This is a genomic window from Streptomyces tibetensis, assembly GCF_040647715.1.
GTDB classification, from domain to species: domain Bacteria; phylum Actinomycetota; class Actinomycetes; order Streptomycetales; family Streptomycetaceae; genus Streptomyces; species Streptomyces tibetensis_A.
In genome coordinates this window covers 17,511-38,022 of record NZ_JBEZCR010000019.1, presented here as the reverse complement: position 1 = coordinate 38,022, position 20,512 = coordinate 17,511, and the positions used below count along the sequence as shown (strand labels likewise).

Genomic DNA, 20,512 nt, shown 5'->3' with positions numbered 1-20,512 from the left:
CGTGAGGCACCGCCGCGCCCGGAGGTCGACGGCCGGATCCCGGCCGAGCTGGACGAGTGCGGTACGGCTCCGCTGTTCGGCGATGGACCGGCGCCGGCAACCACAAGCGGGACCGGTCAGCTCTCTTCTCGACGAGGCTGCCAGGGACGGCTGTTCTGAGCCTCGGGCAACTCGGCGGAGCGCGCAAGGGCCGCTCCCTGTTCACCTCCTCAAACGCATCAAAAGCTGCGTCAGTGAGCTCATTTGGATAATGGTTCGCGAAGGACGGGGCGAAGATCACAGCGGCATATCAGGCATTTCGTTCTTCGATCTTCACGGAAGGCGCACAAGTTGGCTAAGTTGGTCACCCTGTGCACAACTCTCACCGATGGGCCGGTGGTTTGGTGCGCTCTCGGAACGGAAGGAGTGCCCTTTCCATGGCGCTGGAACGAACCTCGCCCCCCGGAGTGACCGACTTCCCGGACAAGGCCGACTCCCTTGCCCCGGACGCTCTCACTGCCGAGGCACGGCTCTCGCATGTGGCTGGTGCGCGCGTTGGCGACTGACAGCGAAGGGCCGAGCCCCGACGAGGTGCGGCGATGGGTCGACAGGCTCTACGACCGGGCCGAGAGCGACACGGGGCGCTTCAACGCGACCCGTGCCGCCGCGATCCCGCGACAGCGCGACGCGGCCGCCCGTGGCCGGTCCCAAGGTGACGCGGAGCCGGCGGTCGGAACCCTGGCCCGGAAGTGGTTCGACGCCGCCCGCGCGAAGTTGGGCCCGACCGTGCCGGCGTGGCACGCGGGCCAGGAGGTGCAGGCCCGGCCCGACCGCGCGCCCCGGGCAGCACGCCCCGCGCGCCAGTTGGAACGCCCCGCAGAACCCCGCGCCCTCGAAGCGCCCCCGGCACCGACCGGGGCTGCGCTCGAGCTGACCAGCGGATCAGCTGCGACGCCGGCCACCGAGTTCCTTCCGAAGCTGCCCGAGCAGCGTGCCGTACCGACTGCGCCAGGCAGGCCCCGGCAGAACGAGGGCACCTGGCCGACCGGTGCACAGTCGGCCCTCGACGCCGACATGGTGGCGTGGCCGCTGTACGAGCCCTCGTCGGTGCCTGCACCGGAGTTCAGCCCACAGTCCACCGCGGTGCTGCCGGCCGTCCCGGACCACACTGCGGTGCCGCCCTCCGTCCTGGACCACCCAGCGGTGCTGCCCTCCGTCCTGGACCACCCAGCGGTGCTGCCCTCCGTCCCGGACCACACCGCGGCGCTGCCGGCCCTTCCGGATCCCGCGGGGGTGCTGCCCGATGCCCTCGCCCACACGGCGGGTGCTCACCGGGCCGATCTTCCAGCGAACGGGACGGAGTCGTACGGCGCCGGGCAGGCAGCCGTCGCGACCGCGCCGCACGCCACAGCTCTGGCAGCCGATCTCACGGCCGGCGCCGACGGTGGAATGTGGCCGGCGCCGGACCAGGTCCACAGCACCCGGACCGAGCGGGTGATCGCCTTCGCCCGCGCCCAGATCGGCCGGCCCTGCGTATGGGGCGCGGTCGGGCCGGGATCGTACGACGCCGCCGGGCTCACCCAGGCCGCGTGGAAGACTGCCGGTGTCACGCTTCCCCGGACCGCTCAGGCCCAGTGGGGCGCGGGAGTGCAAGTCTCCCTCGCTGAGGCCCTATTCGGAGACCTGGTCTTCTTCCACGACGACCTCGGCCACGTCGGCATCTGGAGCGGCGACGGCATGATGATCCACGCCCCGGGCCCTGGAGCGCTCATCCGTGAGGAGTCGGTGTTCTTCGCCGGTCAGTCGGCGATCAAGGGTGTGGTCCGTCCGGCCTGACGCCGCTCACCGTCCGGTGCGAACGGGAAGAAGTGAGGTTGGGGATTCCGCCATGTGCCCGAGTCATCGGGGCACATGGCGGTGCATGACACTGCCCAAACCATTGAAGACCACAGTGACCATCGTGCTGACCTACGTCCTTCTCGTCCTGCTCATGCGCTATCGAAGAGACGGCATGGACTGGGGTCCGGCACTGCTGATCGGTCTGCTCGCCACGCCTCTGGCTCTCCTGCTGTCATGGGGCCGGGAGCGGTTGAACGGCAAGGCGCGAAGGGCAGGTGAACGGGCGCGGGCTCGCCGTCGAGGCGAAGAGGCTGAGTAGCGCCGGGCCGTCGCCGGTGGAAGTCGGCCCGAGGGCTCATCTGCTCCTTGTGTCACGGTGCCGTGGCGTCGCTGGTCTCCTTCATCAGGTCGTCCAGCTTCTTCTTGGCGTCGTCGAACTCTTTGCCGAGGTCGGAGGCGTCCGGGGTCGGCATCACCTCTTCCCACGGGGCGTCGTCGATGGCGCCCTCCACCGCATCGTCGACAGCCTTCTCGGCATCGTCGCTCGCCAGGTACTCTTTGATGGCTTCACCCGCGAGGCGCTGCAGCGCCTTGTCGTCGACGCCGTCACAGGCTGCGGGCCTCTTGCTCTCAGGCGTGTCGTCGCCGGCCGCGACCGTGTCTCTGTACTGGTCGTACAGGGCCTTCCTGCAATCCTGCGGATCCGCCTTGGCTTCGGTGCCGCCGCAGGCGGTGAGCGTGGCGAGCAGCAGCGCGACCACCGCCGCGAGTGATGTGCGCGTGCGCATGGTCCCCCCAAGTGCTGTGTACTGACAGGACATCATGCGCCCCGCGAGGGTGGCATGCGGGGCACGTGGCCGTGTTGTGACCGGCGGCGCCCCGCTGGATGAGTGCGAACGCATGATCTTGCCCGGTGAGGGATAGCCAGGGGCGGCTCATCGCGTCGTGATGATTCGAGAAGGGGAGGGTCGATGGAGGCCTCGAGTCATGACGAGTTCCGGGAGTTCGTTCAGATGCGCTCCACCGCGCTGCTACGCCTGGCGGTGCTGCTCACCGGCGGGGACCGCTATGCGGCGGAAGACCTGCTGCAGATCGCACTGATGAAGGCCTACGGGCGCTGGGGGCGCATCGAGCAACACGAGGCCTATATCCGCCAGGTGATGTACCGCCAGCAGGTCAACCGCTGGCGGTTGCAAAGACACCGCGCGGAGACGACAGTGCCCGTTCTGCCCGAGGAGGCGACGGGTGCGGGGGCCGGGGCGGACGCCGAGCTGCGGATCGCGCTCTGGGCGGCGCTGGGCCGTCTGACGAAGCGCCAGCGGGCCGTGGTCGTACTGCGCTACTTCGAGGACCTGCCGGAGGCCGAGGTCGCGGCGCTCCTGGGGTGCCCGGTCGGCACGGTCCGCAGTACGGCGCACCGCTCGCTCGCCAAGCTCCGGCTGCTCGTACCGGAGCTCGGGCCCGAAGGTCCGAAGGAACGGATCCAGTCGCTCAGCTACACGCCCAAGGAGGTTCAGCGATGACGACGGAGCGCGTGGAGGAGAAGGTCAGGCAGACGCTGCACGCGGTCGCCCTGGACCGCGTGCGAGCGCCCGGGGACCTGGCGGAGAAGGTGGTGCGGCGGCGCAGCCGGCGCCGCTTCTCACAGGCCGCGGGGACGGCGGTCGCGGTTGCCGCGATCAGCGTGGGCGCGGTGTTCGGCTTCGGGGACACTGGTACGGCGCGACATGAACGGCCCGTGCGGCCGGCAGCGTCCCCTGCGACGCCGCCGGAGGGCTGGAAACCCTGGCAGAGCAGCAGTCCGGACGCCGACGAGCGGGGCTGCGTGGTGGACGGCGCCGCACTGTACTGCAGCGGTTCCAAGTACGACGCCGCGAAGATCGACGCCAACACCGGCAAGCGTCTGTGGGGCGTCGAGGTCAATCGCGAGGGCGACGGCAACGACCACCCGTTCGCCGTGCGTGACGGCGTGGTGTACGCCTACCGCAATCACACCGCGGAGAACCTGCCCAACGGGGACTACAGCGGCGGCACCGACCTGATGGCGGTGAACGCCGGCACGGGCAAGGTGCTGTGGACGGTGAAGATGCCGCAGGACGACCGCACGGACCAGGCCGCCATGCTCATCGACGGTGCGGTACTGGCCAACACCCCCTCGGTCCGCACGATGTCGGCCCTCGACCCGCTGACCGGTAAGGAGAAGTGGCACCAAACCTGGGCCAAGGGCATCGTGTGTCAGCGGGCCGTGCTGAGCGCAGTGCCCTACCTCCTGTGCACACCTGACGTCGAGAGTCCGGGCTACACCGAAATCCTGCGTCTCGACCCCGTGACCGGAAGCACCACGAAGGTCGCGACTCTGCCCGGCGGGCAGCAGCTCGTCGGGACGTCGGGGGACCGGATCGTCCTGATCGCAGCAGCAGGCGGCGACCGCAAGGACATGCGGCTGACCACCGTCAGCGGCTCGGGAGAGCATGCCTCACACCCCTATCGGGTCGACGGCCCCCTGGCCACCTTCGATGTCGTCGGTGAACGCCTGATCACCGTGTCCCGGCAGGGCAAGGCCTCGGCGCACTCGCTGACCACGGGGGAGACCTTGTGGACCCGACCGGTGGGCGTCAAGGTGCCGACCGTGGACACGATGCCCGGGATCGCGACACCCGTGGCGTCGGCGAAGCAGGGGGTCGTGTACTTCTTCAGCCCCAACGGAGACCTGTCCGGGCTCGACCTGCACACGGGTGAGCAGGTCTGGCGCACTCACGTCGACACCGGCAAGCCGAGGCCCGGATTCGGGGGCTCGCCCCAACTCCTGCTGTACGACGACGTACTCGTCGCCAGGAACGGCAGCAAGATGGTCTCCCTCCTGCCCCGGATCGGCGACTGACCCGTAAGCCCCGGGCCGGGCGGCATCACGCTCCCCGGCCTGGGGCGGGCTTCGCCACCGCGGTGGAACGGACCGCTGCCCGAGGACGAACACCGGCACTCCCGTCACGCCGGAAACAGCCGGTCTGGAACCTGGCTCCTGGGTCGCGCGCATGCTGGTATCTGGAGCCATGACCACCAAGCGACGCGTTCTCATCGTTGCCTACGACGATGCGCAGATCCTCGACATCGCCTGTCCCAGCGGCGCGCTGGACATCGCCAACCGCTACGGCGCGGAGCCGCGGTACTCCGTTGAACTGGGAACCCTGGGCCGTCGGGCCGCCCGAAGCTCGGCGGGCATCACGGTGGGGGCGGAGCAGGGGCTGGAGACGGTAGCGGGGCGCCTGGACACCCTGATCGTTGTGGGCGGCATCGGCTGCGAGGACGCGGCGGCGGACGAGCGGTTACTCGGCCAGGTTCGCCGGCTCGCCGGCCTCAGCCGGCGTGTGGCCTCCGTCTGCACCGGTGCCTACGTGCTGGCCGCTGCCGGACTTCTGGACCACCGGCGAGTGACCACCCACTGGGGATGGGGCGACCGGCTCGCCGACCGCCACCCCGCCGTGGCGGTGGACGCGAACCCCCTCTACATCCGTGACGGCAACGTCTACACCTCGGCCGGCGTCACCAGCGCGCTCGACCTGACCCTGGCCCTGATCGAGGACGACCACGGCCCGACGCTGGCCCGAGCCGTCGCACGGGAACTCGTGACGCATCTGCACCGCCGCGCCGATCAGGCGCAGATCTCCACGTTCCTGGCTGCTCCACCGCCGGACGACCGGCTCGTGCGGGACCTGACGGGCTACATCGCCGCGCACATCTCCGAGGACCTGACCCCCACTGCTCTGGCGAGGCGGGCGGGCGTCAGCACCCGGCACCTGACCCGTCTCTTCCGCACGTACCTCGATACGACTCCGGCCAGGGCCGTGCGCGTGGTGCGCACCGAAGCGGCGGCACACCTGGTGCAGTCCAGTGGTCTCTCCCTCGTGGCGATCGCCCGCCGCTGCGGATTCGGGTCGGCACAGACCCTGAGGCAGGCGTTCTGGGACCACTACGGCATGACGGGGGACATGATGCGCAGGATGCCGGACATCCCACCGCCACGCGTCACGAGACAGCGGAAGACTCCCGGTTCATGAGCCATGGGACGAAACGCAGAGACGTACTGCGCGGGGCCGTAGCCACCGCCGCACTCGCTACCACCGCCGCAGCGGCGACCGGGGAGGCGTACGCCGCCGCCCCGGGTGGCAGTTCGGGGCCGAGCATCGGCATCCTGCTGTACGACGGCTACAGCCTGCTGGACCCCACAGGTCCGGCCGAGATCCTTTCGCGGCTACCGGACGCGACCGTGACGATGATCGCCGAGAAGCGCGGCCCGGTCCGCACGGACACCGGAGATGTGGCCGTGGTCGCCGAACGGTCCACCGCCGATGTCGACCGCCTCGACGTCCTGCTCGTTCCGGGCGCCGGCAACCGGGGCACCATAGGTGCGATGAACAACCAGTCGCTTTTGCGCTGGATCCGCCGGGTCCACCAGCACACACAGTGGACGACTTCCGTCTGCACGGGGAGCATCATCCTCGCGGCGGCCGGCCTGCTCGACGGAAGACAGGCGGCGACCTACTGGGCCTCCGCCGAGTACCTCCAGTCCACGTTCGACGTGACCTGCCTGCCACAGCGCTACGTCCGCTCCGGGAACATCATCACCGCGGCCGGAGTGTCGGCGGGCGTGGACATGGCCCTGTACCTTGCGTCCCTGATCGCGGGAGATCAGACGGCCAAGGCGATCCAGCTCGCCGTCGAGTACGACCCCCAGCCGCCCTTCGACTCCGGCAATGCCGCCGAGGCGAGTGCCGAACTGAAGGAGAGAGCGTTGAAGTTGCTCGCCGCCTCTCAGGTGTGACGACCGGTGTTCGAGAGCACGACTCGGCGGCTGCATCGGCGAGGGAAATGGCTCAGTGCTCGCAGAGGGAGAACTCTCGTTCGTACAACTGCTCGTTGTGTTCGTCGACGAAGAACTTGCGTTCCTGCATCAGCTGTTCGCGGTAGCTTTTGGCCTGTTCAAGTGTCATGGTCGAGGTGTCGGACCACGGTTGCTGCGGTGGCACATCGGATGTCGAGACGATGGTCTCCGACGGGTCGACCAGGAAGAACGCGAGGATCTTGCGGTGTCCCGGGCGAGTGGGGTCCACCAGGCGGAATGAGCCGACCCGGTGTTGCAGGACGTTCGGGAACGCGAGGCAGCGGCCCGCTGGGGTCGAAGCCGAGCCCAGCATCTGGTTCAGTGCGTCTTCGTCCTCCAGGCCGTAGACCTCACGCAGGCCGTTGTCGTCGTTCTGTTCGTAGTCCGGGTCGTCGAGCGCCGCCCGGAAGCTCAGCCGGCTTTCCGTGATGTTCTCGCTGTCCCAGTAATAGATTGCCGTGGAGACGATCCGCTCGTTCAGCATTCCCTCGACATGCCAGGATCCACCGGCGTATTCGGGCTTGTCGGGGGTGAGGTGGATGGTGGCGAGCTTGACGATGACCTGGAGACGGTGGCCACGCAGGTCGACTCGGGCGGATTCGTCGGGTGGCTGGGGTGGAGTGAAGGCCGGGGCGTCCGGAACGACGGGGCGGCGGTTCTCCCACCACTCGTCATGGGCCACTGCCCATACGCGTCGGGCTTCCGCAAAGGCCTCGTCATCACTGAAGGAAGATCTGACCGGGTACTCGGGCTCCGAGTCGTACCAACCGTAGGGGTCGGCCTCGATCCGCAGGGGCCGCGGATGGCGCAGATCGGTGAGCACGTTCTCCAGTAGCGGACGCATACGTGCGAACAGGTCCGGCAGGACGGTGGCCAGTTCGTGGTGCGTCTCGGGGTGGATGTTGTTGACGTACGAGCGGAAGGCGACATCGCCGTCGTCACAGACGTCGACGTCCGTGGGCAGCCACTGGAATCTCTCCGAGAACTCGTACTTCGAGTAGTGGCTCGTCGGATTCTGCCAGGCCCGCTCGGGCGCACCGCTCACCCCCCTCACCAGACAGAACAGTGAGGGATGAACCAGATCCAATACCTGGCCGCCGGATCCGGGGTGCCAGTCCAGGTCTGCTTCGGGGACCTGTTCCAGAACCTGAACCGCTCTGCGCAACCGCGTTCGGAGCGTGTCGTCGACCAGAGCGTCCGACTGCCACACCCCGTCGACGGCGGACACCTCGATGCCGGTTCTCTCATCTCTCAGACCGGCGTAATAGGCGAGTTCGGCCAGCACGTAGCGCACTTGTGCTTCGGTGAGGCCTTGAGAGACCGCTTCTCGCGTCCACCTCGCGACGATGCCGGCATCATTCATCTTCTCGAACCACCCAGGCTTCGCCCGGATGTGTGCGCTGCACTGCATCATCTGCAGTTCCCGCAGCGTTCGCGGCGGCGTGAACGGTATGGAACGGGAAGCGTGAAAAGGCAAGGGGAAAGCAGACGAGGCAGTCAATTCTCTCGGTCCTCACAGTGGGTACTCGGTGGCGGGAAGAGTACTTCAGCGGACTGACACTGCTTCCGGACCCCGGTCATCGCCGCCCCGGCGAAGCTCTGGACTTGCTCAAGAGGCGCTTCAGCCGACCGCGACGCCGGGCATACTGCGGTCAATCCGGGCGCAGCTCGGCGGAAGGGGGCGTCGTGTTGATCGCATTCGTGTTGGTGGGCGTGCTGGCACTCGTCACACTGGTCACCTGGATGGTGCGCCGGGCATGGCGACGCGCTTGGGACGATCTGGGCGCGCGGGCAACGGCGTACGGGGCGAGTGCCGGGCCAGGCCACGGAGCGTGGCCGACCAGCAGCGGAACTCACAGCGCAACGACGCCGCATGACGCCTACAGCCCAGTCGACCAGTCATCCTGGTGGGAGGCAGGCGGGAGCGAAGGCACTTCGACCGGCTGTTCCAGCGGCACTTCCTCGTCGTGCGGGAGCAGCTCGTCCTGCGGGAGCAGTTCGTCGTCCTGCGGGAGCAGCTCGTCCTGCGGGAGCAGTTCGTCGTCCTGCGGGAGCAGCTCGTCTTCGTGCGGGAGCAGTTCGTCGTCCTGCGGCAGTTCCTGCTGACCGGAGCCACGACCTGAGTTGACCTCCGCGTCAGACACCCCGGTCGAGGGTGGGCTCGAGACGCACGACGATGCCCTTCGACGTGGGCTGGTTGCTGATGTCGGCGACGCTGTCCAGCGGCACCAGGACGTTCGTCTCCGGGTAGTAGGCGGCGGCCGAGCCCTTGGCGGCCGGGTAGGGCACGACCTGGAAGTTCTCGGCCCGGCGCTCGGAGCCGTCCGCCCAGACGCTCACGAGGTCGACGCGATCGCCCTGGGCGAGGCCGAGTTCGGTCAGGTCGGCCGGGTTGACCAGCACGACGTGACGGCTTCCGTGGATCCCGCGGTAGCGGTCATTGTCGGTGTAGGGGACGGTGTTCCACTGGTCGTGCGAGCGCAGCGTCTGCAACAGCAGGTGCCCCTCGGGCGCCCGGGGGACGACGCGCTCGTTGCAGGTGAACAGGGCCTTGCCGACCTTGTTGTTGAAGACGCCCTCGTTGACCGGGTTGGGCAGTTGGAAGCCCCCGGGACGGGTCACTCGTGCGTTGAAGTCGTGGAAGCCCGGCACTATGCGGGAGATGCGGTCGCGGATGGTGCCGTAGTCGCCCTCGAACTGGTCCCAGGGGATGTCCGCCTCGCCGTCCAGGGTGTGACGGGCCAGGCGGCAGAGGATGGCCACTTCGCTGAGCAGGAGCCGGGAGGCCGGCTCCAGGCGGCCCTGGGAGGTGTGCACCTCGCTCATGGAGTTCTCGACGGTGACGAACTGCTCGCCGTCGGCCTGGACGTCACGCTCGGTCCGCCCGAGGGTCGGCAGGATCAGCGCGGTGTCGCCGCAGACGGTGTGCGAGCGGTTGAGCTTGGTGGAGATGTGGGCGGTCAGCCGGCACGAGCGCATCGCCTCCTCGGTGGCCTCGCTGTCGGGAGCAGCGCGGACGAAGTTGCCGGCCAGAGCGAGGAAGACCTTGACGCGGCCCTCGCGCATCGCCTTGATCGCGTTCACCGAGTCCAGGCCGTGCGGGCGCGGCGGGTCGAAGCCGAACTCCTTCTGCAGGGCGTCGAGGAAGGTGTCCGGCATCTGCTCCCAGATGCCCATCGTGCGGTCGCCCTGGACGTTGCTGTGCCCGCGCACCGGGCAGGCGCCGGTGCCGGCGCGCCCCAGGTTGCCGCGCAGCATAAGGAAGTTGACGATCTCCCGGATGGTGGGGACACCGTGCTTGTGCTGCGTGATGCCCATCGCCCAGCAGACGATGACACGTTCGCTGTTCAGAACCTCGTCGCGGACCTTCTCGATCTCCTCGCGGGTCAGGCCGGTCGCCGTGCGGACGTCGTCCCAGTCGACCGCGCGGGCATGCTGGGCGAACTCCTCGAAGCCGGTGGTGTGGGCGTCGATGAAGGCGTGGTCCAGGACGCTGCCGGGCCGGGCGTCCTCGGCCTCCAGCAGCAGGCCGTTGAGGGCCTGGAACAGCGCGAGGTCGCCGCCCGGCTTGATGTGCAGGAAGCGGTCGGCGATCTGGGTGCCACGTCCGACGACCCCGTGTGGTTTCTGCGGGTTCTTGAAGCGTCGCAGCCCGGCCTCAGGCAGCGGGTTGACCGCCACGATCCGGCCGCCGTTACGTTTGGCCTCCTCCAACGCGCTCAGCTGACGCGGGTGGTTGCTACCAGGGTTCTGCCCGACGAGGAAGATCAGATCGGCGTGGTGGAGGTCGTCGAGGCTGACCGTGCCCTTGCCGGTGCCTAGGGTCTCGCTCAGGGCGAAGCCGCTGGACTCGTGGCACATGTTGCTGCAGTCGGGGAGGTTGTTGGTGCCGAAGGCGCGGGCGAAGAGCTGCAGGACGAAGGCGGCCTCGTTGCTGGCGCGGCCCGAGGTGTAGAAGACGGCCTCATCGGGGGAGTCCAGTGCCGTGAGTTCCCGTGCCAGGACGCCCAGGGCGTCGTTCCAGCCGATGGGCTCGTAGTGCTCGGAACCGGGCCGCTTGATCATCGGCTCGGTGAGCCGGCCCTGCTGGTTGAGCCACATGTCGGAGCGCGTGGCGAGGTCGGAGACGCTGTGCTCACGGAAGAAGTCGGCGGTGATCCGGCGCGTGGTGGCCTCGTCGTTGATGTGTTTGGCGCCGTTCTCGCAGTACTCGTTGCGATGGCGCCGGCCAGGGGCCGGGTCAGCCCACGCGCAGCCGGGGCAGTCGATCCCGCCCACCTGATTCATGGTCAGCAGATCGACCACGGCCTTGCGGGTGGAGGTCTGCTCCAGGGAGTACTCCAGCGCGTGCACGACCGCGGGGACTCCTGCTGCCCACTTCTTCGGCGGTGTCACGGAGAGGCTGGTCTCCGGCTCCTCGCCGGGCGGGTTCTGCATCGGTTCGCCTTTCTCCTGCCGTGTCCGTCACACCGGTCAGCCGACGGGCCACTGGGCCACGCGGCTCCTGGGCGGTTCCGGGTGATCGTGCTGCACACGGCCGTTGCGGATGGTGCCGCGCCACGCCCCGCCCTCCTGCCCCAGTCCTTCGATGAACTGCTTGAAGTTCACGAGTTCGTCCCGCACCAGACGGGCCGTCAGCCGGACGACCCCGGACGGGCGGTTGAGGAGCCTCGCTGCTCCCCGCGGTTGCAGGCACAACCGGAACGTGATGGCGGTACCGCCGGATTCCGTCGGCCTGAACTCGACCTCGCCCTGGTGGGAAGGCTTCTGCTCCAGAGCGCGCCACGCCAGGTAGGCATCGGGGTCCTGCTCCAGGATCTCCACCGCGAAGCGGTGGCGCAGGGGGCCCCAGCCGATGGTCCAGGCGGTCACGGTCGGCCTGATCTGTTCGACGTCGCGCACCACGGTCGAAAAGCGCGGGAACGTCTTGAACTGCGTCCACTGGTTGTACGCCGTCCGCACCGGCACGGCGACCTCGACCGTCTCCTCGACGTGCCGCTCCCGCAGAGGACGGTGGCGCGTCACACCGTCGCCGTCAGGGCGCGTCCCAAGCGTGTTGGGCACGGCCTGCCGAGTGTCGTCTTCGTGCGCCATCGTGGTCTTCCTTCCGGTGCGGGAACCGGGCGTCCGGGCATCCGGCCGGCCCACCCTCGCGCGTCAGGGCTGCTCTCCCAGTTCCCGCCTCGCCCACTTCAACTCCCCCCGGCACCCGGGCCCCGCGAGCCCGCCCTGCGAGAGGGCGGGCCGGTTCCCGGGCTTACGGGGGGCCGGTCAGGTGCAGTTGCCGTTGTCCGAGTTGTAGTAGATGTCGAACGAACCGCTCCACGTCAGGCACTGACCGTCGTCGGGGACGTCCTTGTAGACCGGGCCCGCGTAGCTGGTGTAGGAGCCGGAGTCCTTGGCCTCACCGCTGCTGTAGGGCCAGGTGTCCAGTGTGACCTCCATGAAGACGCGGGGACCCGGAGCGGTGCGCACGGTGACCGCGCAGACCTTGCCGGCGGTGCTGTTGTAGGTCACGAACGTGGTGGCGGGGACGGTGGACTGCGAGGAGCGGATCGGCGTGGCCCGGATGACGTCGTATCCGGTGCCACAGGCGCCGTTGTAACGAGTGGGCGTGGCAGCCGAGGCCGGTGCGGTGGCGGCGAGAGTTCCGCCCAGGGCGAGAACGGTCAGGGCGGCGGCGGTGGCTGCCTTGCGGCGGGTCGACTTCATGATGTTCCCCCGGTTTGTGGTCCGAATCAGTTGGTCGCAGACGGCGGTCGTCGCCGCCCACGCATCATGAGACCCGGGGTGCTCACCGATAGTTGTGGAGTGCTTCGTCACTGTTCTGTCACCGGTGTCACAGCGAGTTGAGACCGGCCCCCACCCGAAGCCGGCGGCAAAGCGGGCCGGCGGCGTCGAGGACTGATGGCGCGGGCTCCCCGGTCGGCCGAGCGTGCATCGCACGGGACGGGGGACACGATGCGCTATGGCGAGAAGAGTCGGGAACAGGGCGTCGGCAGACTCGGTGGAACAGGGAGGGGCACAGGAAGGAACGGGCCTCAAGCGCGCGCTGACGACCCCGCTGCTGTACTTCTTCATTCTGGGCGACGTCCTCGGCGCCGGCGTCTACGTCCTGATCGGCCAGGTCGCGGCCGACGCCGGGGGAGCGGTGTGGGTACCGCTGGTCGTCGCGCTGCTGCTGGCGCTGCTGACCGCAGCCTCCTACGCCGAGCTGGCGACGAAGTATCCACGGGCGGGCGGAGCCTCCCACTACACCACGCGCGCCTTCGGGCCGTGTGCCGGATTCATCGCGGGCTTTTGCATGCTGGCTGCCGGTCTCGTCTCCGTGGCCGCTCTCGCGCGCGGCTTCGGCGGCGACTACTTGTCGGCCTTCGTGACACTGCCCGTGGGGCTCGTGGCCGTGCTGTTCCTGGCCTTGCTCGCCCTGGTCAACGCGCGGGGCATCGAAGAGTCGACCCGCGCAAACGTCGTTGCCACCCTCGTCGAGGTCGGCGGGCTGGTCGTCATCGTCGTCCTCGGCGCGTGGATGTTGCTTCGCGGCGACGGCGACGTCGGACGGCTCATGCAGCTGGGTACGCCGGAGAAGGGGGCGGCGACGGCCGTGCTGAGCGGCTCGGTACTGGCGTACTACTCCTTCGTCGGGTTCGAGACGTCGGTGAACGTCGCGGAGGAGACCCGGAACCCGCGGCGGTCCTACCCGCGTGCCCTGTTCGGCGCCCTCGCCACCGCCGGGGCCGTGTACGTGCTGGTGGGCATCGCCGCGTCCGCAGCGGTACCGACCGCCCGGCTGGCGGGGTCGAGCGGGCCGCTGCTGGAGGTCGTGGAGGAGGCAGGGGCCGTGCCGACGCGACTGTTCAGTGCCATCGCACTCGTCGCCGTGGCCAACGGCGCGCTGCTCACGGGCATCATGTCCTCACGCCTGGCCTACGGTATGGCGAAGGACGGGCTGCTGCCCGCCGCGCTGACCCAGGTGCTGCCGGGCCGTCGTACGCCCTGGGTCTCGATCGCAGTCACCACGCTCCTGGCGATGCTGCTGGCGCTCACCGGCAGCGTCGCCACCCTGGCGTCCACCCTGGTCCTGCTGCTCCTGGTCGTGTTCCTCATGGTCAACACGGCGGTGCTGGTACTGCGCCGGGACCCGGGCGAGGCCGACCACTTCCGGTCGCCAACCGTGGTGCCGGTGCTGGGCATCGCGTCCTGTGTCGTGCTTGCCACGCAGATCGAGGCACAGGTCTGGCTGCGCGGACTTGCGATCGTGGCCGTCGGTACAGTGCTCGGCGCACTCACCGCCGCGAAGCGAAACAAGAGCGCCGCCGGAGGCGGGGACGCGCCCATCGGCTGACCGCGCGTCGCGTCCGTCGCTCCCCATGAGGCCTCGGCGCAGGCGCTGGACGCGCTCGCCGACCGGCATCCGCGGCCTGCCCGAACCACACTCACCCCTGCGCGACTGTACCGCTTCCCCCAGGCCAGATAGGGGCAGCTTCAGTCACTCCTGCTCTTGCTGCCTGGCACGTCCCTCGAAATCCCGGCGCACTGCCGCCCCTTCATCCTCGATCAGCCCCTCCCCGTCGGGAAAGTCCAGAACGGCCCCGCAGTGGCTGCACAGCTTCCCGTCCTCGGCGGGTGTGCCGCATGCCTTGCAGAACCGATTGCCCTGCCCGTTCTCGATCCCCTGTGTCATGACTCTCCGAATGCAGCTTGGAAGTGGTGGCTTCCGATGCGGGGTACCCATGGCGTTGACGTCGATTCCGTGTTCAGCCCTCGGCGCCGGCGATCCGATCCGGCACGGTGGTGCGTCTCAGCGCGAGGGCCGCGATGTCGTCGTCGAGCCGTCCGCCGCTGTGCCGGAGCAGATCCCGGTGCAGCTGGTCCAGCAGTTCGCGGGGGTGTCCCGGATCCTGCCGCCGCATCCAGTCCGGCAACGGGAAGAACCGGCCCGTGTGGTCCCGGGTCTCCGATACGCCGTCCGTGTAGAGCAGCAGCTGCTCACCCGGGGCGAAGGAGACGATGTCGACCCAGTAGCGGTCACCGATGATCGATGCGAGGTTGAGGGGCGGGGAGGGGACGGTGGGCTCCAGGACCCTGACCTTCCCGGAGTACGCGATCAGCGGCGGAGGATGCCCGCAGTTGAGCAGTCGTAGCCGGCCGCCGCCGTGCGGGATCTCGGCGAGGAGGGCGGTGGCGAAGTGCTCGCGCTGGTCCTGGACGGGAAACGCGGCGCTGTGGCGCGTGACGGTGGTCTCCAGGCGGTGGACGATGCCTTGCAGGTCGGGCTCGTCGTAGGCGGCCTCCCTGAAGCAGCTGATCACCGCCGAGGCCGCCCCCACCGCTGACAGACCTTTTCCCCGTACGTCGCCGATGAGCAGCCGGACCCCGTGCGGTGTACCGATCGCCTCGTAGAAATCACCGCCGATCCGCGCTTGTTCCTGAGCCGCCAGATACAGCGACTCGATCTCGACGCCCTCGATGCGGCGCGGCAGCGGGCGCAGCAGTACCTTCTGGGCCGCGTCGGCCACAAGCCGGACCTGGAAGAGCGTTTCCTCCCGCTGAAGCCGGACATGGCTGCCGTATGCGGCCGCCAAGGTGACCGCGATGATCGCGGCCGACGTGTACGGCGTCCCCAGATCGGTGTGGAAGAAGCTGAGGACGATCATGAGCAGGAGACAGAAGGCGCCCAGCACCATCGTGGGGAGCACGGGCCACATGGCGGCCGCGAGAGCGGGGGCGACGGGCAGCAGACGGCTGAAGGCGATCTCCCTGGGGGTGGAGAACGCCAGGCCGGCGATGAGAACGGTCAGGACCAGGGGCGCCAGCCGGGCAGCCTCCCATCGGCCGCTGTAGGCGGGGCGACGGCGCCACGGCCATGCAGACATGATCACAAAATTATCTTATCGGTCCAATCGGGCGCGGGGCGTGCAAGGATCATGCGCGCTCGAGAATGTGCGACGGGCGGTCAGGCTCCGGGGAGGGGCGAGGCACCGCGGCGCACGGCCGCCGCAGACGCCGATGCCGGCCGATCGGGGACCGGGCGCGCCCTGGCTACTTGGGATCACCGGTGTTAGAAAGGTCGCATGGCGAGTCTTTTCGCCCGTCTTCGACACCTGTCGGTCAAGCGTCTGATCAGTAAGAGCGCGCGGACTGTAGCCGGGCAGGTGCTGGTTTTCCAGGTGGCTCTGGTGGTGCTGCTCGTCGCCTGCGCCGTCGTCGCTCTCATCCTGCAGTCCGAACGGGACAGCAGCGCCGAGGCCAGGCGCCGCTCCACAGCGGTGGCGCAGACCTTCGCACACTCGCCGGGTGTCCTGGCGGCATTGCAGACCCCGGACCCCAGCGCGATCCTCCAGCCCCTCACCGAGGCGGCACGCCGGGCCGCCGACGTCGACTTCATCGTGGTCATGGACACCATGGGCATTCGATACACGCATCCCTTGCCGGACCGGATCGGAAAACGGTTCGTGGGCGAGATCGGGCCGTCGCTGGCAGGGAAGGTCTTCGTGGAGAGCGTCGACGGCCCGCTCGGCCGCGAGGTGCAGGCCACGGTCCCGATCAAGAACGCCGACAGCGAGGTGGTGGGCCTCGTCTCGGCCGGGATGAAGGTCAGGAACGTCGAAAGCCAGTTGAACCAGCAACTACCGATCATCCTGGGCGCGGGGGCGGGAGCGCTCGCGTTGTCCGCCGGAGTGACGGCACTGGTGGGCCGGCGGCTGCGACGGCAGACGCACAGCCTCGCCCCGGACGAGATGGCCCTGATGTACGAGCACCACGACACGGTGCTCCACTCCGTCAGGGAAGGGGTGCTGATCGTGGCTGCCGACGGGCAGCTGATGCTGGCCAACGATGAAGCCAGACGTCTGCTGGAGCTGCCCCCGGACCTCGAGGGGCGGCTCGTCTCGGACCTGCCGGGCCTCGAGCCCGAGATGAAGGCGCTGCTCGCCTCCGGACGGGAGGCGACCGACGAGGTGCACCTCGCGGGAGAGCGGTTGCTCGCGGTCAACCAGCGGCCCACAGGGCGCGAGGGAGGGCCCAGGGAAACGGTGGTGACACTACGCGACTCCACCGAGCTGCAGGCGGTGACCGGCAGGGCGGAGGTGGCACGGGAACGCCTCAGGCTGCTGTACGACGCCGGACTCCACATCGGTACCACCCTGGACGTGCTGCGCACCGCCGACGAGCTGGCGCGAGTCCCCATTCCCCGCTTCGCGGACTTCGTCACCGTGGACCTGGCCGACGCCGTCCTGCACGGCGAGGAGCCCGCCCCCACCGGGACGGCCATGCGACGCGCGGCCGTGGCCGGCATCGTGGACAACCATCCGCTCACCGAGCAGGGCCGGCTCTTCGACTACCTCCCCTCCACGCCGCAGGCGCGTGGCTACGGCAGCGGCCGCTCCCAGCTGGTCAGCGATCTGCCGACCGCCACCGGCTGGCGCGTGCAGGATCCGGAGCGGGCCAAGGCGATCATCGACTACGGCATCCACTCCCTCATCACCGCTCCCATCCAGGCCCGTGGCGTCGTGCTGGGCATGGCCACCTTCTGGCGCACGCAGCAGCATGAGCGCTTCAACGAGGAGGACGTGTCGCTGGCGGAGGAGTTGGTGGCCCGTGCCGCGATCAGCATCGACAACGCCCGCCGCTACACCCGCGAGCACGCCCTGGCGGTCACCCTCCAGCGCAGCCTGCTGCCCCAGGCCATGCCTGAGCAGAACGCCCTCGACATCGCCTACCGCTACCTCCCGGCTCAGTCGGGCGTGGGCGGGGACTGGTTCGACGTGATTCCCATGCCGGGCAGCCGGGTGGCCCTGGCCGTCGGCGACGTGGTGGGCCACGGCCTCCACGCCGCCGCCACGATGGGACGGCTGCGTACCGCGGTGCACAACTTCTCCGCCCTCGACCTGCCCCCGGACGAGCTGCTGAGCCATCTGGACGACCTGGTCGGAAGCATCGACCAGAGCGAGACCGCGGAGAGCGCGGCGGGCGTCGTGGGCGCCACCTGCCTGTACGGGATCTACGACCCCGTGACGCGCCGCTACGTCATGGCGCGGGCGGGACATCTCGCGCCGGCGCTGGTCCGGCCGGACGGGACCGTCACCTTCCCGGACGTGCCCGCCGGCCCACCGCTGGGGCTCGGCGGCATGCCGTTCCGGACCGCGGAGCTGTGCCTCGCCGAGGGAACCCAGCTCGTCCTGTACACCGACGGCCTCATCGAGGACCGCAGGCGCGACCTGGACGTGGGAATGGAGCTGCTGCGCGAGGCACTCACCGGCAACCCCGGCCGGCCACCCGAGCAGACCTGCCAGGACGTGCTGGACCGTGTGCTTCCCGGCCGTCCCAAGGACGACGTCGCCCTGCTCGTCGCCCGCACGCGGCAACTGCCGCCCGATCAGGTCGCCGACTGGGACGTGCCACCGGACCCCGCCGCCGTCGCGGGCATGCGCGACGCTGTGTCGCGAAGGCTCGAAACCTGGGGCCTGTCGGAGCTCGGCTTCACCATGGAGCTCATCCTGAGCGAGCTCGTCACCAACGCCATCCGCTACGGTTCCGGGCCGATCCACGTACGGCTGATCCGCGACCGCACGCTGATCTGCGAGGTCGCCGACGGCAGCAGCACCTCACCCCATCTGCGCTACGCCGCGACGACGGACGAGGGCGGCCGGGGCCTGTTCCTGGTGTCGCAGATGGCCGAGCGCTGGGGCACCCGGTACAGCCCGCAGGGCAAGGTGATCTGGGCGGAACAGGCTCTGCCCTAGTTCCGGTGCCGGGGCGGGCGTTTCAGGCGTCACGGCCCCGCATGCCGCCCGCCCTCGGTGCGGCACTGGACGCAGGCGCCGACTGATGGGCATGGGCTGATTGCGACCCGGGCCCGCTGCGCGCCACCGAGGGGCCGTACCTGTCAAGGGTGTGCGCCGAGGCCAGGCCACGTGATGGGCCATCAGGCCAAGTTGTGCCGGTTGCCTTCCGGGATCGTTGCCTCGCCCCTATCCTCGTGCGGCCGATGTTACCAACGGTAAGGGGTGGCGATGAGTGGCACCACGCGCAGAGGGTTCCTGGGCACTGCAGCGGCCGCCGGCGGCGGGTTGGGCCTCGCAACCCCGGAACGGGCATCGGCCGAGAACGCCTCCACACCACAGACCGTGGCGGTCCTGGGCGGCGGCGTCGCCGGGCTCACGGCCGCCCACGAACTCGCCGAGCGCGGCTTCCGGGTAACGGTGTACGAACGCAGGGCACTTGGCGGCAAGGCCCGCAGCATGGACGTACCCGCCAGTGACACGGGCGGCCGGCGCCCCCTGCCGGGCGAGCACGGCTTCCGCTTCATCCCCGGCATCTACCACAACCTGCCCGACACGATGCGGCGCATCCCCTTCCCCGGCAACCCGGGCGGCGTTCACGACAACCTCGTCGCCCCGAAGGAGATGCTGTTCGCCCGATCGGGCGGCCGCGAGGACATCCGGATCCCCCTGCCCTGGCCCGACAGCACCCCGGCCGAACTCACCCTCGACGAAATCCGCCGCGCCTGCACCGCCGTTCTGGACACGGCCTTCAACCTCCCCCTCCATGAGGCCCTCTACTTCGCCAACCGCTTCCTGGTCTTCCTCACCAGCTGCGACCAGCGCCGCGACACCGTATGGGAGCGGACGCCCTGGTGGGACTTCGTGCGCGCCGGACGCATGTCCTACGACTACCAGCGGGTCCTCGCGGTCGGCATCACCCGCAACATCGTGGCCACCAAAGCGGAGGAGGCCAGCACCCGTACGGTCGGAACCCTGCTGGAGGCCTTCGCCTTCAACCTCCTCGGGCGGGGCGCGGACGGACCACTGGACCGGATCCTGAACGCACCCACCAACGAGGCATGGATCGACCCCTGGGTGACCTACCTGAAGTCACTGGGGGTCGAGTTCCGCGTCGGCTGGACCGTACGGGACCTGGCCCTGGACGCGGGTGCGATCGCCGGAGCCGTCGTGGAGGACCGCTCCGGCGCGCGCCGGACCGTCACCGCCGACCACTACATCTCGGCGATGCCCGTCGAGCACGCCCGCCGCACATGGAACTCCGCCGTCCGCGCAGCCGACCCCCAGCTGGCCGAGTGTGACCGCCTGGAGACGGACTGGATGACGGGCATTCAGTTCTACCTGACCGAACGCATGCCGATGGTGCACGGCCACCTCGACCTCATCGACTCCCCGTGGTCGCTGACCGCGATCGCGCAGGCCCAGCACTGGCCCGGCCGTGACTTCCCGGCCGACTACGGCGACGGTACGGTCGCGGACTGCCTGTCCGTGGACGTCTCCGAGTGGGACCGCCCCGGCATCCTGTACGGCAAGACCGCCAAGCAGTGCACCCGTACCGAGGTCGCCCGCGAGGTCTGGGCACAGCTGAAAGCGTCACTCAACGACAGCGGCCGTACGGTCCTGAAGGACTCCGTGCTGCACTCCTGGTTCCTCGACCCCGCCGTCGACGGCCTCGGCACGCCTCATCCCGTCAACGACGAACAACTGCTCATCCACCCGGTGGGCACCTTCCATCTCCGCCCGCGATCGGCCACGAAGATTCCCAACCTCTTCCTGGCCGGCGACTACGTGGCGGTACCCATCGACCTCGCCACCATGGAGGGCGCCAACTCCTCGGCCCGGCAGGCTGTCAACGCCCTGCTGGACCGATGCGGATCCACCGCGCCACGCTGCACCGTGACCCCCCTGTACCGCGCCCCCGAACTGGAGCCCCTCAGACGCCACGACCGCACCCGCTACCTCCTCGGCCTGCCGAATGCCTTCGACATCGGCTGAAGACCGTTGCGGCCGGGCACGTCTCGTGCGTTCACAG

Annotated in this window: 17 protein-coding genes; 10 read left to right on the top strand and 7 right to left on the bottom strand. The window is 69.3% G+C overall.

Annotated features, from left to right (window positions below; genetic code table 11):
• The first annotated feature begins 534 nt into the window (after positions 1-534).
• Both AB0B29_RS35395 and AB0B29_RS35390 read left to right on the top strand, forming a co-directional pair.
• Positions 535-1,815: an NlpC/P60 family protein gene (locus tag AB0B29_RS35395; RefSeq protein WP_362246450.1), complete on the top strand. Its 1,281-nt coding sequence runs from the start codon at positions 535-537 to the stop codon at positions 1,813-1,815.
• Between the two features lie 103 nt (positions 1,816-1,918).
• Entirely contained in the window at positions 1,919-2,137 is a 219-nt protein-coding gene (locus AB0B29_RS35390; RefSeq protein WP_362246448.1) for a hypothetical protein, read from the top strand.
• Between the two features lie 52 nt (positions 2,138-2,189).
• Here AB0B29_RS35390 and AB0B29_RS35385 read toward each other — a convergent pair whose 3' ends face one another.
• On the bottom strand, positions 2,190-2,606 hold the full coding sequence (locus tag AB0B29_RS35385) for a hypothetical protein (RefSeq protein ID WP_362246446.1): 417 nt from the start codon (positions 2,604-2,606) through the stop codon (positions 2,190-2,192).
• Positions 2,607-2,789: 183 nt separating this feature from the next.
• Here AB0B29_RS35385 and AB0B29_RS35380 point away from each other — a divergent pair, with 183 nt between their 5' ends.
• From AB0B29_RS35380 to AB0B29_RS35365, 4 genes are all read left to right on the top strand, one after another.
• Positions 2,790-3,341 (top strand): SigE family RNA polymerase sigma factor, encoded by a 552-nt coding sequence (locus AB0B29_RS35380; protein WP_362246445.1) that lies wholly within the window; start codon positions 2,790-2,792, stop codon positions 3,339-3,341.
• Positions 3,338-4,699 (top strand): PQQ-binding-like beta-propeller repeat protein, encoded by a 1,362-nt coding sequence (locus AB0B29_RS35375; RefSeq protein ID WP_362246443.1) that lies wholly within the window; start codon positions 3,338-3,340, stop codon positions 4,697-4,699. Before AB0B29_RS35380 ends, AB0B29_RS35375 begins: the two co-directional genes overlap by 4 nt.
• A gap of 169 nt (positions 4,700-4,868) precedes the next feature.
• Positions 4,869-5,873 (top strand): GlxA family transcriptional regulator, encoded by a 1,005-nt coding sequence (locus tag AB0B29_RS35370; protein ID WP_362246441.1) that lies wholly within the window; start codon positions 4,869-4,871, stop codon positions 5,871-5,873.
• Positions 5,870-6,637 (top strand): DJ-1/PfpI family protein, encoded by a 768-nt coding sequence (locus tag AB0B29_RS35365; protein ID WP_362246439.1) that lies wholly within the window; start codon positions 5,870-5,872, stop codon positions 6,635-6,637. Before AB0B29_RS35370 ends, AB0B29_RS35365 begins: the two co-directional genes overlap by 4 nt.
• 52 nt (positions 6,638-6,689) lie before the next feature.
• On the opposite strand, the gene AB0B29_RS35360 is transcribed toward AB0B29_RS35365, so the two are convergent.
• The gene (locus tag AB0B29_RS35360; protein ID WP_362246437.1) at positions 6,690-8,198 is read right to left on the bottom strand and encodes a DUF4246 domain-containing protein; all 1,509 of its coding nucleotides are present in this window, start codon (positions 8,196-8,198) and stop codon (positions 6,690-6,692) included.
• A gap of 406 nt (positions 8,199-8,604) precedes the next feature.
• Here AB0B29_RS35360 and AB0B29_RS35355 point away from each other — a divergent pair, with 406 nt between their 5' ends.
• Positions 8,605-8,820 carry a hypothetical protein gene (locus AB0B29_RS35355; RefSeq protein ID WP_362246435.1) on the top strand — a complete coding sequence of 72 codons (216 nt, stop codon included), beginning with the start codon at positions 8,605-8,607 and terminating at the stop codon, positions 8,818-8,820.
• 13 nt (positions 8,821-8,833) lie between these two features.
• On the opposite strand, the gene AB0B29_RS35350 is transcribed toward AB0B29_RS35355, so the two are convergent.
• From AB0B29_RS35350 to AB0B29_RS35340, 3 genes are all read right to left on the bottom strand, one after another.
• Positions 8,834-11,134 carry an FdhF/YdeP family oxidoreductase gene (locus tag AB0B29_RS35350; RefSeq protein ID WP_362246434.1) on the bottom strand — a complete coding sequence of 767 codons (2,301 nt, stop codon included), beginning with the start codon at positions 11,132-11,134 and terminating at the stop codon, positions 8,834-8,836.
• Between the two features lie 36 nt (positions 11,135-11,170).
• Positions 11,171-11,791, bottom strand: coding sequence for an SRPBCC family protein (locus AB0B29_RS35345; protein WP_362246432.1), 621 nt, complete (start codon positions 11,789-11,791; stop codon positions 11,171-11,173).
• Positions 11,792-11,968: 177 nt separating this feature from the next.
• Positions 11,969-12,409: a hypothetical protein gene (locus tag AB0B29_RS35340; protein WP_362246430.1), complete on the bottom strand. Its 441-nt coding sequence runs from the start codon at positions 12,407-12,409 to the stop codon at positions 11,969-11,971.
• 256 nt (positions 12,410-12,665) lie between these two features.
• Here AB0B29_RS35340 and AB0B29_RS35335 point away from each other — a divergent pair, with 256 nt between their 5' ends.
• On the top strand, positions 12,666-14,042 hold the full coding sequence (locus AB0B29_RS35335) for an APC family permease (protein ID WP_436845960.1): 1,377 nt from the start codon (positions 12,666-12,668) through the stop codon (positions 14,040-14,042).
• Between the two features lie 144 nt (positions 14,043-14,186).
• Here AB0B29_RS35335 and AB0B29_RS35330 read toward each other — a convergent pair whose 3' ends face one another.
• Together AB0B29_RS35330 and AB0B29_RS35325 are read right to left on the bottom strand one after the other, a co-directional pair.
• Complete coding sequence (locus AB0B29_RS35330) at positions 14,187-14,381, bottom strand: hypothetical protein (protein ID WP_362246428.1); 195 nt, start codon at positions 14,379-14,381, stop codon at positions 14,187-14,189.
• 73 nt (positions 14,382-14,454) lie between these two features.
• Complete coding sequence (locus tag AB0B29_RS35325) at positions 14,455-15,573, bottom strand: PP2C family protein-serine/threonine phosphatase (protein WP_362246427.1); 1,119 nt, start codon at positions 15,571-15,573, stop codon at positions 14,455-14,457.
• Positions 15,574-15,771: 198 nt separating this feature from the next.
• Here AB0B29_RS35325 and AB0B29_RS35320 point away from each other — a divergent pair, with 198 nt between their 5' ends.
• Positions 15,772-18,441, top strand: a complete 2,670-nt coding sequence (locus AB0B29_RS35320) for a SpoIIE family protein phosphatase (protein WP_362246425.1) — start codon at positions 15,772-15,774, stop codon at positions 18,439-18,441.
• A 270-nt stretch (positions 18,442-18,711) separates the two neighbouring features.
• Entirely contained in the window at positions 18,712-20,475 is a 1,764-nt protein-coding gene (locus AB0B29_RS35315) for a hydroxysqualene dehydroxylase (RefSeq protein WP_362246423.1), read from the top strand.
• Positions 20,476-20,512: the final 37 nt, after the last annotated feature.

What these genes read in the sequence shown, in the direction of transcription:
- AB0B29_RS35385 (WP_362246446.1), bottom strand. Translation starts at nt 2,606, where the DNA reads ATGCGCACGCGCACATCACTCGCGGCGGTGGTCGCGCTGCTGCTCGCC.
- AB0B29_RS35380 (WP_362246445.1), top strand. Translation starts at nt 2,790, where the DNA reads ATGGAGGCCTCGAGTCATGACGAGTTCCGGGAGTTCGTTCAGATGCGC.
- AB0B29_RS35375 (WP_362246443.1), top strand. Translation starts at nt 3,338, where the DNA reads ATGACGACGGAGCGCGTGGAGGAGAAGGTCAGGCAGACGCTGCACGCG.
- AB0B29_RS35370 (WP_362246441.1), top strand. Translation starts at nt 4,869, where the DNA reads ATGACCACCAAGCGACGCGTTCTCATCGTTGCCTACGACGATGCGCAG.
- AB0B29_RS35365 (WP_362246439.1), top strand. Translation starts at nt 5,870, where the DNA reads ATGAGCCATGGGACGAAACGCAGAGACGTACTGCGCGGGGCCGTAGCC.
- AB0B29_RS35350 (WP_362246434.1), bottom strand. Translation starts at nt 11,134, where the DNA reads ATGCAGAACCCGCCCGGCGAGGAGCCGGAGACCAGCCTCTCCGTGACA.
- AB0B29_RS35345 (WP_362246432.1), bottom strand. Translation starts at nt 11,791, where the DNA reads ATGGCGCACGAAGACGACACTCGGCAGGCCGTGCCCAACACGCTTGGG.
- AB0B29_RS35340 (WP_362246430.1), bottom strand. Translation starts at nt 12,409, where the DNA reads ATGAAGTCGACCCGCCGCAAGGCAGCCACCGCCGCCGCCCTGACCGTT.
- AB0B29_RS35335 (WP_436845960.1), top strand. Translation starts at nt 12,666, where the DNA reads ATGGCGAGAAGAGTCGGGAACAGGGCGTCGGCAGACTCGGTGGAACAG.
- AB0B29_RS35330 (WP_362246428.1), bottom strand. Translation starts at nt 14,381, where the DNA reads ATGACACAGGGGATCGAGAACGGGCAGGGCAATCGGTTCTGCAAGGCA.
- AB0B29_RS35325 (WP_362246427.1), bottom strand. Translation starts at nt 15,573, where the DNA reads ATGTCTGCATGGCCGTGGCGCCGTCGCCCCGCCTACAGCGGCCGATGG.
- AB0B29_RS35320 (WP_362246425.1), top strand. Translation starts at nt 15,772, where the DNA reads ATGGCGAGTCTTTTCGCCCGTCTTCGACACCTGTCGGTCAAGCGTCTG.
- AB0B29_RS35315 (WP_362246423.1), top strand. Translation starts at nt 18,712, where the DNA reads ATGAGTGGCACCACGCGCAGAGGGTTCCTGGGCACTGCAGCGGCCGCC.